The organism is Streptomyces sp. NPDC058525 (assembly GCF_042719495.1).
Classification (GTDB): Bacteria; Actinomycetota; Actinomycetes; order Streptomycetales; family Streptomycetaceae; genus Streptomyces.
The window spans coordinates 65302-80336 of the sequence record NZ_JBHXNP010000031.1; the positions used below are offsets into that span (position 1 = coordinate 65302).

The 15035-nt window shown below is 69.6% G+C and carries 13 protein-coding genes; 3 read left to right on the forward strand and 10 right to left on the reverse strand.

The genetic code is table 11. The annotated features are described in order from the left end of the window. Positions 1–541 precede the first annotated feature (541 nt). The 4 genes from ACFWP3_RS17090 to ACFWP3_RS17105 form a co-directional block, all read right to left on the reverse strand. A complete protein-coding gene (locus ACFWP3_RS17090) occupies positions 542–2329 on the reverse strand; it encodes an AAA family ATPase (protein WP_384221396.1) in 1788 nt (595 codons plus the stop codon). Then, on the reverse strand, positions 2326–3294 hold the full coding sequence (locus tag ACFWP3_RS17095; protein ID WP_384221398.1) for a bifunctional DNA primase/polymerase: 969 nt from the start codon (positions 3292–3294) through the stop codon (positions 2326–2328). Before ACFWP3_RS17095 ends, ACFWP3_RS17090 begins: the two co-directional genes overlap by 4 nt. A 64-nt stretch (positions 3295–3358) precedes the next feature. Continuing rightward, complete coding sequence (locus ACFWP3_RS17100; protein WP_384221401.1) at positions 3359–3721, reverse strand: hypothetical protein; 363 nt, start codon at positions 3719–3721, stop codon at positions 3359–3361. Positions 3722–3859: 138 nt separating this feature from the next. Further along, the gene (locus ACFWP3_RS17105) at positions 3860–4144 is read right to left on the reverse strand and encodes a helix-turn-helix domain-containing protein (RefSeq protein ID WP_384221403.1); all 285 of its coding nucleotides are present in this window, start codon (positions 4142–4144) and stop codon (positions 3860–3862) included. A gap of 440 nt (positions 4145–4584) precedes the next feature. Between ACFWP3_RS17105 and ACFWP3_RS17110 the strand changes: the two genes are divergently transcribed. Then, the gene (locus tag ACFWP3_RS17110; protein ID WP_384221406.1) at positions 4585–4881 is read left to right on the forward strand and encodes a helix-turn-helix transcriptional regulator; all 297 of its coding nucleotides are present in this window, start codon (positions 4585–4587) and stop codon (positions 4879–4881) included. Next, positions 4881–6527: a tyrosine-type recombinase/integrase gene (locus tag ACFWP3_RS17115; RefSeq protein ID WP_384221408.1), complete on the forward strand. Its 1647-nt coding sequence runs from the start codon at positions 4881–4883 to the stop codon at positions 6525–6527. Before ACFWP3_RS17110 ends, ACFWP3_RS17115 begins: the two co-directional genes overlap by 1 nt. Positions 6528–6617: 90 nt before the next feature. Here the strand turns inward: ACFWP3_RS17115 and ACFWP3_RS17120 are convergent, their stop codons facing one another. Beyond that, positions 6618–7295: a response regulator transcription factor gene (locus ACFWP3_RS17120; RefSeq protein WP_384221411.1), complete on the reverse strand. Its 678-nt coding sequence runs from the start codon at positions 7293–7295 to the stop codon at positions 6618–6620. Between the two features lie 494 nt (positions 7296–7789). Here ACFWP3_RS17120 and ACFWP3_RS17125 point away from each other — a divergent pair, with 494 nt between their 5' ends. Further along, complete coding sequence (locus ACFWP3_RS17125; protein WP_384221414.1) at positions 7790–9307, forward strand: peptide MFS transporter; 1518 nt, start codon at positions 7790–7792, stop codon at positions 9305–9307. 105 nt (positions 9308–9412) lie between these two features. Here ACFWP3_RS17125 and ACFWP3_RS17130 read toward each other — a convergent pair whose 3' ends face one another. The 5 genes from ACFWP3_RS17130 to hutI all read right to left on the reverse strand — a co-directional run bounded on the left by ACFWP3_RS17130 (position 9413) and on the right by hutI (position 14942). Continuing rightward, positions 9413–10705 (reverse strand): hypothetical protein, encoded by a 1293-nt coding sequence (locus ACFWP3_RS17130; RefSeq protein WP_384221416.1) that lies wholly within the window; start codon positions 10703–10705, stop codon positions 9413–9415. Positions 10706–10908: 203 nt separating this feature from the next. Further along, positions 10909–11922: a hypothetical protein gene (locus ACFWP3_RS17135; RefSeq protein WP_384221418.1), complete on the reverse strand. Its 1014-nt coding sequence runs from the start codon at positions 11920–11922 to the stop codon at positions 10909–10911. Beyond that, positions 11919–12950, reverse strand: coding sequence for a hypothetical protein (locus ACFWP3_RS17140; protein ID WP_384221421.1), 1032 nt, complete (start codon positions 12948–12950; stop codon positions 11919–11921). The genes ACFWP3_RS17135 and ACFWP3_RS17140 overlap by 4 nt, the downstream gene beginning before the upstream one ends. Before the next feature lie 17 nt (positions 12951–12967). Next, positions 12968–13642 carry an LPXTG cell wall anchor domain-containing protein gene (locus ACFWP3_RS17145; protein WP_384221423.1) on the reverse strand — a complete coding sequence of 225 codons (675 nt, stop codon included), beginning with the start codon at positions 13640–13642 and terminating at the stop codon, positions 12968–12970. Positions 13643–13763: 121 nt separating this feature from the next. Further along, positions 13764–14942, reverse strand: coding sequence for an imidazolonepropionase (gene hutI / locus ACFWP3_RS17150; RefSeq protein WP_384221425.1), 1179 nt, complete (start codon positions 14940–14942; stop codon positions 13764–13766). Positions 14943–15035: the final 93 nt, after the last annotated feature.

Genomic DNA, 15035 nt, shown 5'->3' on the forward strand with positions numbered 1-15035 from the left:
AACTAACGCCATAGCCCAGGGGAACCGAAAGGCGAAAATGAAGTAAGGAATGCCACCGCCCACCACTCGGGAAATTTCAGGTTTCTGCTTGACAGATAAGGGGGCCCCACCCTTAAGCCAGTTTTTCCAGAATTTCCCGGCCTGGCGCCGGAAATAGAAATGCGGAATTAGAAATTGGGCAGTGCCAATTCCGCAGGCAGTATCAGCCGGGGCAGTGACACCGCCGTGGCGCTGCTGGTAGTGTCGGACCCGATCGCGAGTTCGTATCCGGGATCACCAAGAGCGCCGGGTCCTACACCCCTCCTTCGGGAGGGGACCGGCGCTCTTTCTCATGCCCCCTGGCCGGCGCCGACCGACCGTCGTCCGATGCAGCCCGGCGAACACTCCGCGGCGCCACCCGAGACGTCGTACGCCGTCGTGTACCGCCACCCGGCAGGCACACGAGACCGCGGACGGCCTCCTGCCGCTCCTGGACCAGAGCAGTGACCGGCCGGCGGCACCAGGCGCTTCCGTAGACGGTCATGGTGCCGACGGTGAGGGTTCAGCTCTCCGAGGCGGTGTGCTTCAACGCGTTGCGGACGGTGTTGACGTGGCAGTCGAACCGGGCGGCGGTCTGGGCGAGGAAGACGGTCCTGCCGGGGCCGTCGCTCTGTTTGAGGTCGGGGCCGTACACCTCCACGGCCTCTTGGTGCAGTGCGCGGATCTGCTGGTCGCGTTCGAAGTCGCGCCGGCGGCCCATCTTCTTTGCCGGGTCCGGGGACTTGCTAGTCGGCTCCGGGCCGGGTGCGGTGTCCGGATGGGCCGGGCGGCCGGGGATACGCTTGCCGGTCAGGTTGTCGCACAGCCACTTCGGGGACCGGCGGGTCCGCTGGGCCACGGCCTTGATGCCGAGTCCGGAGTCGTAGAGGGTCTGACACTCCTCAAGAGAGGAAGAAGCGAGCAGCTGTTCAGTCTCAGACTCCAGGTATGGGGTATGAGACTGAGATTGAGATTGATCGGGGTACGTTTCCTTGTTCGTGGTTTCAGTCTCATTCTCAGTCTCACGGTGCATACCTGGGATCTGAGACTGAACGGGCATCGTGACCACTTGGTCCGGCAACTCTGACAGGACCCAGATAGACCGGCGCTTATCCTTCGGGTCGCTCTCCACATCCACCACACCGGCCTTTGCCCGGTAGAGAGTTGCCCGGCTGTGACCTCGCGCTACGGCTTCGTTGATGACCGCTGTGGAGTCCGCCCGGCCGCCGAGTCCCGTCAGGATGGAAACGATCTCAGCCGCCGCTTCGTCGCACTTGTGCGTTTCCTTGTCCTCGTCCTTCTTCTTGGATGCGACGTCGTCAAAGTTCTCGTCCGAGTAGCCTGTGAGACGGGCTTTCGTGGTCGGGATGATTTTTGTGTCCGTCTTGATCTTTACCTCTTCGATCTCGTACTCGAAGGGCGGGAAGTCCTCCGAGCCAAGGTTGTTCTTCTCGATCTGCACGAGACCGGTCGGCTCGCCGCGCTGTTTGGTGAACGCCCAGTGGCAGCGGACGGCATCGCGAATGGCGTGTGATCCGGATACCCCGTCGCCTGCGTCTCCTGCGTTCTTGCGCACGTGGGTGATGACGAGGATCGTGCAGCCGGTTTCCTCCGCCACAACGGCGAGGGGGTCCAGCACCTTGCGTACGTCGGTCGCCTTGGCGCTGTTCAGCCCGTCGTCCAGGACGCCGAGCAGGGGATCGATGGCCACGACTTTCGCGTTCTCTGCGACGATCCGTTCCCGTAGTTGGTCGAGGAAGCGGGGGAAGGACACGCGCAGCTTTTCGCCCGTCAGCCCGTTCTTCACGTTGAACTTGTGGACGTGGGTGAGGTCGGCGCCGGCCGCGGTGAACCGCGCGGTGAGGGTGAACCGCCACGAGTCCTCGACGGCGGCGTAGATCACGTGGTGCTTGACGCCGGCGAGCACGCCGTTCGTGGTGCCCTGGGTGACGTCAGCAAGGATGCCGATGGCCACGGTCGTCTTGCCTCCGCCTCCGCGCCCCGACATGAGCACGACGTGGTTCGCGGGGGCGATGCCGAGCTTGCTCACCGGGTCGAGCACAAGCCATTCCGGCTCCTCGATCTCCTCCAGGGCGGGACAGGGCGACTCGGCCACGAATAGGACCGGCTGCCGCTCCTTCTCATCCCCAGTCACGCCGCGCCTCGGTTTGGCCTTCCGCTGCTTTTGGCCCGTGGCGCTGCCCGTGCTCGCCGCCCACGAGATCGGGTCTTCGGTGCCGAGGTCTCCGGTGCCGGGGGTCAGCCCCGCCGCACACATCAGCTCCTCCGCTTCGTCGTACGCCGTGGTCATGCTGCCACCGCCCGAAGGGCGCGGGTCAGCTTGGTCTCGGCGTCCCACGCGGTGAGTCCGATGCGCTCGGCGGCCGACGCCAGCACGGCCCGCAGGGCGGCTTCGTCGGCGCCGTCGGCGACGGCTTCGGCGAAGCGGCACGCGGACCACCACAGGTGGTTGTCGCGGTTCCCCTCGGCCTGCGCCAGCAGATCGGCGACGACGCCGCGGATCCGCTCCCAGGTGCAGCGGGACTGCCCAGCTGCTTGAGATTCGGGCGCGACGCGGAGCAGCAATTCGATCCATCCGGGCAGCGGCACGATCTCCGCGGCCCAGTCAAAGGCGGTGTAGACCGCATTCGTTTCGTGGCGGGAGCCGGGAGCGATCACGTAGCCGCCGTGTTCGGAGGTGGCGGTGACGCCGCCGCGGATGTCGAAGCCGCGACCGGCGAGGGCGCCGAGACCGTTGCCCAGCGGGGCCTCGGGGTCAGGCTGGAGGAAGTAGTGGTGGCGGCGGCCGGCCCGGGTCGAGACCGTGAAGGTCTCGGGCATGTCGTGGTCGTGGTCGGCGCACAGGTCGGCGAGGGCGGTTCCGGTGTCGTCGTCCAGGACTAGGAGCCCGGAGGGCGCGCAGGCGATCCCGATGTTGCGGGGGGTGCCCGCGTACCAGCGTGCCGCCGCCGCGGGGTCGTTCGACGCCGCCAAGGACCACTTCATGGACGGGTGCTTACCGCGCTGGTGGGCAGTGCCCTTGGCGCGTTCGGTGCGGATCTGCTCCGGGTGGTGCATCCGCAGGCAGGCGGGCTCGGGGAGGTACGGGTGATCTGCGGGGAACAGGTAGAGACCCAGGCGTTGCAGGCGCTCTGCGGAGTCGCCCAGTCGGGCGCATTCTGCGCTAAGCGATTGCTTAGTTTTCGGGTGGTCGGGGTAAACTTGCATCAGTGGCTGTGCTCCTGCTTGGGCGTGTTGGTCATCAGCGGATTCCATGGGTTGGCGCCGCGGTGGATGTGTGATGTGACTGGTGAGGCCCTGGTTCGCCCCGGGGCCTCTGTCATGTCCGCCCCCGTACGCGAGGCATGGCGTGCGCCAGCGGACGCCATTGATGGCCGTGACCCCGCAGCGGCGTGAAGGTGCCCAGCGCCCAAGACCCGACGGGTCCGTTCAACTGGCGGATGTGGTGCACCAGGTGCATGCGCCGCGGGCCGTCGTCGTAGACGTCGCCCTCGGGACTGAGGTAGCGCACTCGTACGTCCATGCGGGGGCGGCGCTCGCCCTGGACCACGCCGAGGCGCTGGAGGGCCACTAGGCGCCCGGCGTACGACTTGGCGCGCATCAGGGGCACCAGGCCCCCACCGGCGCGGGGAAGGGACCCGGGACGGGCCGTCAGCAGTTTCACGGCCTGCGCGATGGACATTCCGTCCGGAAGCTGTGGCGCGTCGAGTAGCGGTTCGGAAGTCGGTGGATGCAGGGTGGGCGTTGACACGAATAGCTCCATCTCCGCCCCTGGTCCTGGTTGCAGCCGGCCAGGGACTGTTTCGCTTCTTGGGTCGGATCAGGCCGGTGCGGACGCGGGGGTCTCGGAGCGCCGCCGGACCCATGGCCCCTGGCGCGGGGCGCTGGCTACGTCGCCGTCCGGGGGGAAGCACAGCTGCATCGGGTCCACGCCGAGGCCGTCGGCCGCGTGGCGGATGGAAGTGATGCGGGGGCTGTTGGCTCCGCGCTCCCAGGCCCTCCAGGCCGCCGAGGAGACCCCCGCCAGGTAGGCCGCGTGTTCTACCGGCAGGAAGCGGGACAGCCGGGCGGCCTTGAGGCGTTCAGGGTCGAGTCGTGGCGTCATCACGCGTACTCCCGGGGTCGATTCGGACTTTCGGGAGGAATCACAGCACAACTCAAAAAATGGGTGTTAGTTGGAATTCTCGGGCACGCGGTCGTCAACAAGCCGAGCCCTTACCCCCCTTGGAGCGTGCCGAGGAAGTTCACTCAGACGGCAGGGGCTTAGCGTCAGAAAAATGACAACGAGGGCGATATTTAACGGTGTTAGGCCACCGACACCGCAGGCTGCCCGGTGAGTCCCAAAGGGCAGCGGCCGGCACGGGGCGCCACTATTTTTTTGTGGGTAAATGATCATCCGAATGGTGGCGTGACGCTCCGGGACGCTCGGTGCTGTGATGTGCGGCGAGGCCCTGCGAGGCGGATCGCCCGGTACCACTGCCGGGAACGCCGCCGACGGCGCGTGTGGTGTGCGCCCTGGGGCCGGAGCGGACGGAGTCCGTAGGAATGCCCCGTGCAACCAATGTCGCTGTGGTCGCGGCCGATGCCGACCCTTACCTGACCTCTGCCGAGACGGCCGCGATGATCGGCATCTCCCCCAAGACCTTGCGCAACTGGCGCTGTTTCGGGAAGGGCCCGAAACCGATCCTCCTGGGGTCGGTCGGTGGTCGTGTGCACTACCGCCGGTCGGAGGTCGACACCTACCTCTCGGTCGGCGCGGCCCACGGTGTCGTGCCGGGGGCGCATGATTGTGCGCCGTCCGCCCGGATGGGGCGGCGGCTTGAGACCGAGGGAGTGGTGTAGTGGGTAAGGCCCACGTGTCCGATCGCTGGCACAAGAGCCATCCGAAGCCGGGCGAGAAGGTGTGCCGGGAGCACCGCAGGGTGCCGACTGCCGCGCACGGCGACGGGATGCGGTGGGAGGTCCGCGGTCGGGACGCAGAGGGGGTGGCGCTCCCGAAGCAGCGATTCGTGGACAAGACGGCGGCCGAGGAAGAGGCCGCGAAGATCACCAACGACATCACGCAGAAGTCTTACGTGTCGCCCCGCGACTCGGCGATGCTGGTGAGGGACTGGGCGGCGCAGTGGCTGGCGAACCAGCCCGGTGACGAGGCGACCGGCGACAACCGTGAGCAGCGGATCCGGCTGCACATCGTGCCGGGCATGGGTGAGCTGGAGCTGGGCGAGGTCGAGCGCCGGCCGTCGCTGGTGCAGCGGTTCCTGAAGGAGCTGGAGGACAAGCAGCTCTCGGCGACGTACCGGCTGAACATTTTCACGACGCTGAACGCGATGTTCTCGGCGGCGGTGGAAGACCAGATGATCAAGCGGAACCCCTGTCTGTCGTCCTCGGTGACGAAGCCGAAGGCGGTGAAGCGAAAGCTGGTTCCCTGGACGCTGCCCCGGGTGATGGCGGTGGTCGCCGGTCTGGCCGACCGGTACCGGGCGATGGGCTGGGTCGGGTTCGGTGCCGGACTCCGTCAGGGCGAGGTCTTCGGCCTGGCGGTGGACGACGTCGATTTCGCCAAGGGCATGATCCACGTCCGGCAGCAGGTGAAGTTCCTCCGGAACGGGACGCTGATCTTCGCTCCGCCGAAGGGCGGCAAAACCCGCGACGTGCCGATGGACAGCGCGTTGGGGCACAAGATCCTCGGGCACATGGCGCTCTACCCGCCGGTCCTGGTGACGTTGCCGTGGGTCAGCTCGAAGGGGAAGCCGCGCAGCTTCCGCCTCTTGTTCACCCGGGAGGACGGGCAGGCTCACCAGCGCCCGAAGTTCAACACGCAGGTGTGGAAGCCCGCCCTGGTGGCCGGCGGGGTGATCCCGGCGAAGGAGCGCGGGGACAAGCGGCACGCCTCCTCCCCCGAGGACGGGATGCACGCCCTCCGTCACGCCTACGCCTCCGCGCTGATCGAGGGAGGGTGCTCGATCAAGGAGCTGGCCTCGTTCCTGGGGCACTCCTCGGAGTCGTTCACCTTGGAGACGTACGTGCACCTGATGCCGAAGTCCGACGAGCGGGCCCGCTCCGCGATCGGGGCGGCGATGGCACAGGTGATCCCGCTGGACGAACGGCGGCCGTCGCAGATGACCGAGGAACAGTTCCTCCAGTACCGCAGCGCGCGCCGCGGTGCGGCCACGGAGGCCGTCCAGGCGGCCGAGGAAAACGATCTGCTGCCGTTCCTGGCGCCCGCCATCGGCGACCGGGAGGAAGTCACCTGCACGGAGCTGCTGCGGTCCCTGGTGGCCCTGGAACCGGCTTTCACAGAGTGGAACATCCGGCGCCTCGGGTGGCGGCTCGGCGGCCTCGGGATCGCCCGGCACAAGCGGATGCGGGGGCACGTGGTCCGTCGGGTTGACGTTATCGAGACGCTCGTCACGCAGGCGACCGGCGCGGGCGCTATGCTCCCTGCTCAGCAGTCACCGACCAGCAACCCTGTGTCGCTGACCGCGTAAGCTACTGCGGGGCGATGAGCCCCCGAAGTGCCCTCCGGGGTACTCATCCTGGCAAACATGCAGGTCAGCGCGCCAATGCGCCCGCTGGTGCTAGCTCTTCTCGAAGCGGAAGCCGACGCCGCGGACGGTGGCGATGTAGCGGGGGTTGGCGGCGTCGTCACCCAGCTTCTTGCGCAGCCAGGAGATGTGCATGTCGAGGGTCTTGGTGGAGGACCACCAGGTGGTGTCCCAGACCTCGCGCATGAGCTGGTCGCGGGTGACGACCCGGCCGGCGTCGCGGACCAGGACGCGCAGCAGGTCGAACTCCTTGGCCGTGAGCTGGAGCTCCTCCTCGCCCATCCAGGCGCGGTGCGATTCCACGTCGATGCGCACGCCGTGGGTGGCGGGGGGCTGGGCGGTCTCGCCGGCGCCGCGCCGGAGCAGGGCCCGGACCCGGGCCAGCAGCTCGGCCAGGCGGAACGGCTTGGTCACGTAGTCGTCGGCGCCGGCGTCGAGGCCGACGACCGTGTCGACCTCGTCCGCGCGGGCGGTCAGGACCAGGATCGGGAAGCCGTGTCCCTCGGCGCGCAACCGGCGGGCCACTTCCAGGCCGTCCATGCCCGGCAGGCCCAGGTCCAGGACGACGAGGTCCACGCCGCCCTGCAGTCCGGCGTCCAGGGCCGTGGGGCCGTCCTCCCGGACCTCGACCTCGTACCCCTCCCGGCGCAGGGCGCGGGCCAGGGGTTCCGAGATGGATGCGTCGTCCTCGGCGAGCAGTACACGCGTCATGTGGGTGATGGTAGTCCGAGGCGACTGGTTCGAGGGGGCTGCGGGAACACCCCTGTTTATCTGGGCTTATGAACTGCTAACCGCCTTCGAATATGGTCAGACGGTTCCCTGATGGCCTGTGATCCATATCTCAAGTCCTTCCTTATGCCGCCCTGTCGTGTCGTATGGTGTCGAGACGCCTGATGCACTACCTCAGGGACCTTTGTGCCGAAAACCGCGCCGAAGGTCTCTATTTCTGTCCTGACCGGACCGGGCAGTCTTGACGGACTGACCTGTCCGGGCTTGATGACAGTGAATGACCTGTGGGCCGGGCCCGCCGCGCGATGATGCGCGCCGGGCGTGGATCCCGGTTACGGATGTCTCTTCGCCCCCGAACCCCACGGGGACGAGACCCCCGGGCGTGGGGTGGGACCTTCGCTGCCGGTGCCGGCCACCCCCCACCGGGCGCTGATGGGCTCACGAAGCCACGCGTCCCGAGCAAGCAAGGATCGACCATGGCTTCCAGCCTGACGAAGGACTCGGCGGATCCGTCCGCGGAACCGACCTTCTTCGGCCACCCCCGTGGCCTGGCCACGCTGTTCATGACCGAGATGTGGGAGCGCTTCTCCTACTACGGCATGCGCGCACTTCTCGTGTACTACCTGGTCTCGGGCGGCGCCGACGCCGCCACGGGCAGCCAGGGCGGCGGCCTTGCGATGACCGCGGCCACCACCACGGCCATCTACTCCGTGTACGTCTCCATGGTCTACCTGATGGCCATGCCGGGCGGATGGTTCGGTGACCGCGTCTGGGGTGCCCGCAAGACGGTCGCGATCGCCGGCTTCGTGATCATGGGTGGTCACCTGTCGCTGGCCCTTCCCGGCCAGGCGATGTTCTTCGTCGGTCTGATCCTCGTCGCGACCGGTTCCGGTCTGCTGAAGGCCAACATCTCCACGATGGTCGGCCACCTGTACGACGGCCCGGAGGACCCGCGCCGCGACGGCGGCTTCACGATCTTCTACATCGGCATCAACCTCGGTGCCTTCGTCGCCCCGTTCATCGTCGGAACGGTCGGCAAGGAGCACAACTGGCACCTGGGCTTCGCCCTCGCCGCCGTCGGCATGGGCCTTGGCCTCGCCCAGTTCCTGATCGGCACCAAGAACCTGAGCCCGAAGAGCAGCGAGGTCCCGAACCCGCTGACCCCCGAGGAGCGCTCGGCCGTCATCAGGAAGGTCCTGCTCTGGGTCGGGGGCGTCGCCGTCTTCTACGGCGCCGTGGTCTGGCTGGGCTACTACACCCTGAACTGGGCGCTGGTCCCGCTGACGCTGGCCGGTCTGATCATCCCGGTGGCCGTGCTGACGCGCATCAAGCGCGACAAGGAGCTGTCGAACCCCGAGCAGTCGCGGATGACGGCCTACATCTGGTTCTTCATCGCCGCCGCCGTCTTCTGGATGATCTACGACCAGGGCGGCTCGACGCTGTCCCTGTTCGCGGACTCCAAGACCGCCGACACCATCCTCGGCCTCGGCTTCTCGGCCACCTGGTACCAGTCGCTGAACCCGCTGTTCGTGATGGCCCTGGCCCCGGTCTTCGCCTGGCTGTGGCTGTGGCTGGCCCGCAAGAACCAGGAGCCGAACACCATCGTGAAGTTCGCGATGGGCCTGGTGCTGGTCGGTGCCTCGTTCTTCGTCTTCATCGTCCCGATGAACATGGCCGGCGACGGCACCATGGTCTCCCCGATGTGGCTCGTCTCGATCTACATGATCCAGACCATCGGTGAGCTGTGCCTCTCCCCGGTCGGCCTCTCGGTCACCACGAAGATGGCGCCCCAGAAGTACGCCTCGCAGATGATGGGCGTCTGGTTCCTCGCGGTCACCGCCGGTGACTGCACGACCAGCCTGCTCTCCATCGCGGGTGTGGACCTGAACGGCACGTGGGTGATCGGCTTCGAGGCCCTCGCGGCGGTGCTCGCGGGCTTCGCGGTCTACTCGTACCGCAAGAAGGTCCAGTCGATGATGGGCTCCGTGCACTGACGCACCCCCCTTCGCCACACGAGCGGCCCGGCACACCGGAAGGTGTGCCGGGCCGTTTCGCGTGCGCCCGGTGCGCCCGGGCCCCCGCCCGCCGGCCGCTGCCGGCTAGCGGGTGCCGCGCAGGCGGCGCCACGGGGTGAAGGTGAAGACCGCGCCGCCGAGCAGGATGACCGTGCCGGCGACCAAGGCCAGGGCCTTGATGCCGCCCTCGTCCTCGGCGCCGGTGTCGGCGAGCCCGCCCGGACCGCTGGAGGTGGCGCCCGTGGTGGAGGGCGAGCCGGAGCCGCCCGCCTGGGCGGTGGTGTCCAGCTCCAGCGAGACGCCGCTGCTGGTCGCCTTGCAGGGCACGTTGATCGGCGTGGAGCCCGGGGCCATCGTCACGTCGATGGTCAGCTGGTCCGGGCTCAGCGTCACCTTGCCGGTCTTGCCCGGCTTGTAGGTCCCTGTCATGTCGTTGAGGCTGACCGGGGCCTTGTCCGGGATCGGATCCGCGTTGGCCGGGCCGGTGACCTTGACCGTGCCGCTGTCCGCGCCGCCCAGTTTGACGTTCATCGAGGGCTTGAGGGCCCCCGCGGGCAGGGCCATGGGCGCGGCCATCGCGCCCTTCGCCGTCTTGACGGTCAGGTCGTAGCTGCCGCCGTTCTTCTTCGCGTTGATCGTCACCGGGGTCTTGATGCCCCCGGGGACGACCGGGCCGCAGTCGAAGGCGACCTCGACGGCCTTGCCCGGGAAGTCGGTCTGGCCGCCGTTCCCGCCGCTGGAGGTGCCGCCGTTGTTGTTGCCTCCGTTGTTGTTGCCGCCGTTGTTGTTGCCGCCGTTGTTCGTGCCTCCGTCGGTCGTTCCGCCGTTGGAGCCGGCCGCCACGTCGATGGTCGCCCCGCCCTTGACCTCGCCGGTCGGCGCGCACTTGGTGACGAAGGTGCCGAAGGAGAACGTGACGGCGACCTCGTACTTGCCGGGGGTCAGGGTGACCTTGCCGGCCTTGGTGAGCTTCAGCTTGGCCTTCATGGGCGACATGACCATGGGGGCCTTCTTCGGGATCGGCGGGTTCTTCTTCTCCCCGACGACCTTCAGCTCGCCCGTTCCGCCGCCGCCCACCGCGATCCAGCCGGTGGGCTGCACGGAGTCCTGCGGGATGTCCATCAGGTCCGTGTTGTTCGAGGCGGGCTTGACGGTCTCCCAGACCACCTCGACCTCGTCACCGACCTTGGCGGTGGCCGGAGCCGTGATCTTGGCGGTGGTCTCGCCCTCCACCGGGTCTCCTCCGCCGGCCGGCGGAACGCACTTGACCTTGAACGTGGCCTCGGCGGCCACGGCGGGAGAAGCCGAAATGGCGATACCCGCGCCGCCGAGCAGCAGCGCGACCACGGCCGCGCTCACCCTCCGTTGGGTCTTCACCTGGGCCTCCGGTTGGCAACTTTGCGTGTATAGTTGGCTACAGGTAGTGCGTAGCGAGAACCAAGCACGTGCATCCCCTTTTGCTTCGCCTTTGTCGTCCGGGCTGGTTTCAACCCGGCTGGTGCTGATCGCGGAAGACCTGACGGGCCGCTGGTCCGTCAGGCAGCGTGAGCCAGGAATCCCCTTCTTCCGGAGGGGAGGATTCAAGAATGTCCCTTCGTCGTCGGACTGATCTCAGACGGTGCGGATGTCGGTGGTGGGGCGAACCACGGCAGTAGTGCCGTGGTGGCCTCAGGAGACGTACCGGCCTGGGCAGGCATCTCGGCGGGCCCAGAACCCCGGTGACGGCCTGCGCCGGGCGCGGTGCGCGGCCGGACCCGGTCGACGACGGCCATGCCGACGCGGAACACCGCGGCCGGGATGACCAGCAGGAGCAGGCCCCAGAAGAGCAGGACCCCGTACGGCCGGTCCACGCCCCAGGGCTGGGTGGCCACGACGGTCTCGCCGTACTTGAGGGAGACGGTGTAGTCCCCGTGGGCGCCGGCGGTCAGGGCCACGTTCAGGGCGATCTCCGCCTTGCCGCCGGGAGCGATCGTGCCCTTCCAGCGGACCTCCTCCCACAGCGGTGCGAACACCCCGTGGGCGGTGCCGAGCTGGAAGACCGGGTCCTTGACGGGGGCGGAGCCGAGGTTGCCGACGGTGACCTTGAACGTCCGGCTGGGCGGGGCCCCGAACCAGGTCAGCACCCCGTCGTCGCCCTCCAGGCGGACACCGGTGAGCATCGCGAGGCGGGCCGTGCCCGATTCGGCGGGCAGCGGGGCCGTCTCGTGGTCGGTGATCTTGAGCGCGGCGGCGACGGTGGACTGGTCCCCGTTGACGGAGGTGACGTTGACGACGCAGGGGCAGGGCTTGGGCGGCGCCACCACGGGCAGCTGCGCGGCGAAGCGCCCGTCGTCGCCGACCGATACGGCGACTCCGTCGGAGTTGGCGCAGCTGTTGGTGCCGCCGATCATGTTCTGTCCGCAGACCAGCAGCATGACCAGGGTCTTGGCCCGCCAGCCGGTGCCGGTGACGGTGATCTCGGTGCCCTTGGCGGCCTCCTGGAGCGAGAGCGCCACGGCGGCCTTGCCCTCGTCGGCGGCGGCCGGGGGCGCCGGGAGCAGGGCCAGCGCGCACACGGCCAGCCCGGCGGCGAGCAGGGCTCCGAGTCTTCTCACCGGGAGGCTCCCGTCAGTTCGTGTTCCGGTGCAGGGACAGGTCCGGCCGCGGTCGGCTCGTCGGGCGACGGGTCCGGGCGGGGCCGGCGGGCGCGTACGAGGTACAGCGCGGCCGCGGTGGTCCCGCCGAGGACGAGCAGCCCGGCCCCCGTCCAGCCGACGAGGTTCCAGGGCACGAGCCAGCGCGATCCGGCGGCCACCGCGCGGGCGCCGCCGGGGGCGGTGACGGTGAGGGTGACGCTCACCCGGTCCAGGACCGGGGCTCCGGGCCACGGTTCGGTCAGCTCCACCCGCTGGCCGGGGAGCAGTTCCACGGGCAGGGCGCGGCCGGTGCGGCCGGGCACCTCGCCGAAGAGCCCCTCGGCCTCGAGCCCCAGCTCGGGGGCGAGGGCCACGTTGCCGCGGTTGACGAGGGTGTAGGAGACGACGGCGGCCGAGCCCCTGCCCCGTACGGCGACGTCCTCGACCGTGAGGGCGGCCAGGGTGGGGCCGCTGACCCGCAGGTGGACCCGTACGCCGACCTCGTGGCCGCCTTCGGTGGCGACGACGGCGGCGGGGTGGTCGCCGGGCGGGGAGGCGGGCGGCACGGTGAGCGTGAAGGGGACGACCGCGCGGGTGCGGGGCGGGATCTTGACGGTGGCTCCGGCACCGAAGCTGATCCAGGATCCGGCGCCGCTCCCGGGCGCCTGCGGTCGGCCCTCGGCGGCGGGGCCGGCCGGGCGGACCGCGAAGGCGCCGTCGGGGGTGTTGTAGGCGTCGGCCCCGCGCAGGGTGATGGTGCGCTCCTGGTCGGTGGTGTTGGCCAGGGCGATGCGGTCCTCGAGGACGGTGCCGGGGGTTCCGGCCAGGTAGAAGAAGGGGCGGTCGCCGCCGGGCCGGGCGGCGGCGGCCGTTCCGGCGACGGGCTCGGCGGTCCAGCCGGGCTCGGCGGCCGCGGCGGGCGCCGCGGCGGCCGCGTACAGGGCGGCGGCCGCGAGGAGCGGCACCCCGCGGCGGCGGAGCCTTCGGGCGGGTCGGAGCACGGGCATGGCCGGGGGTGCTCCGTTCAGGACCGGGCCCGCCGGCCGCGCCGGGTCAGCCAGAGCACGCCCGCCGCGCCGGAGAGCAGCACGGTGGCGCCGAGGGTGCCGAGGGCGAGGGCGGAGTCGGTGGGGCCGGTCTGCGGGAGGGCGCCGTCGCCGTCCTCGTCACCGGCCGGGGCACCGCCACCGGCGGCGGTGACGTCGAGTTCCAGGGACGGGCCCGGGCTGTTGCCGGGGGTGCAGGTGGTCGTGGTGCCCATCGCCTTGATGGTGAGCACGCCGGCGGTGAAGGTGACCTTGCCGCTCTTCTTGGGGGTGTAGGTGCCCGAGAGGTCGGTGATCTTGATGGGTGTGTTGGCGGGCGCGGCCTCGGGGTTGGGCGGGCCGGAGACCGGGACGGAGGCCTTCTCCGCTCCGCCGACGACGATGACCGCGCTGGGGTTCATCGCGCCCTTGCCCAGCTCGATGGGGCTGGACGAGACGCCCTTCTGGAAGGACATCGTCAGCTTGTAGCCGTCGCCCTCCTTGACGGCCTTGATGTCGATGGGCGACACCGCCGACTTGTCGCCGATCGGGGTCTTGCAGTCGTAGGCCACGTCGACGACCGCGGCCTGGGCCGCGGGGGCGGCCAGCAGGACCGCCGATCCGGCCAGCGCGGAGGCCAGCGCGAGCGCGGTGGAGCGTTTCCGGTTGGACACCTTCGTCTTCCCCTCGGACCTCGGGACCACAAGTTACTGACGACACATCAGATTGGTGGCTCAAGGTACGCCCGGGGCCTTGCGGAGGGAAGACAAAGGGCAGGCCGGAATTGACCGTTCGTCAGCGCACGCGGACACCCCGCTGCCACACGCCCGAAACGAGCGGGACACCCGGGCGGTAGGCGAGGTGGACGTGGCTGGGCGCGTCGAGCAGGGCCAGATCCGCGCGGGCTCCGGGGGTGACGGTGCCGATGTCGGTGCGGCGCAGTGCGCGGGCTCCGCCGGCGGTGGCCGACCAGAGGGCCTCGTCGGGGGTCATCCGCATGTCGCGGACGGCGAGCGCGATGCAGAACGGCATGGAACTGGTGTAGGAGGAGCCGGGGTTGCAGTCCGTGGACAGGGCCACGGTGGCGCCGGCGTCGATCAGGCGGCGGGCGTCGGGCCACTGGGCGCGGGTGGAGAACTCGGCGCCGGGCAGCAGGGTGGCGACCGTGGTGGCGGCGGCCTGGGCGAGGGCGTCGACGTCGGCGTCGGTCAGGTGCGTGCAGTGGTCGGCGGAGGCCGCTTCGAGTTCGACGGCGAGCTGGACGCCGGGCCCGTACGACAGCTGGTTGGCGTGGACGCGCGGGATCAGCCCGGCGGCCGCGCCGGCGGTCAGGATCGCCCGGGCCTGGTCCCCGTCGAAGGCGCCCTTCTCGCAGAAGACGTCAACCCAGCGGGCGTACGGGGCGCAGGCGGTCAGCATCTCGCCGGTGACGAGGCCGACGTAGCCGGCCGGGTCCTCGGCGTAGTCGGGGGACACGATGTGCGCGCCGAGGTAGGTGACCTCCTCGGTGTGCGCGGCGGCGATGCGCAGGGCGCGGGCCTCGTCGGCGGTGGTGAGTCCGTAGCCGGACTTGGTCTCGAAGGTGGTGGTGCCCTGGCGGCGCGCCTCGTCGAGGTGGCGCACCAGGTTCGCCTCGAGCTCGGCGTCGGTGGCGGCGCGGGTGGCGGCGACGGTGGTGCGGATGCCTCCGGCGGAGTAGGCGCGGCCGGACATCCGGGCGTTGAACTCCTGGGTGCGGTCGCCGGCGAAGACGAGGTGGCTGTGGCTGTCGACGAAGCCGGGGATCAGCGCCCGGCCCTGCGCGTCGTACGTGTCGTCCGCCGCCGGGGCCTTGGCGGTGGGGCCGACCCAGGCGATCTTGTCTCCGTCGATGACGACCGTCGCGTCCTGGAGGAGGCCGAGGGGGCTGCCGTCGCCTAGGGCGGGGTCGTTGGTGACGAGGCTGCCGATGTTGGTGATGGCGGTGGTGGTCATGGGTTCCTCGGGGTGGTCGAGTTGTTTGTCCCCCACCCCGCCCCTTCCCGAAACTGGGGCTCCGCCCCAGACCCCGTACGTGCGCTTCGCGCC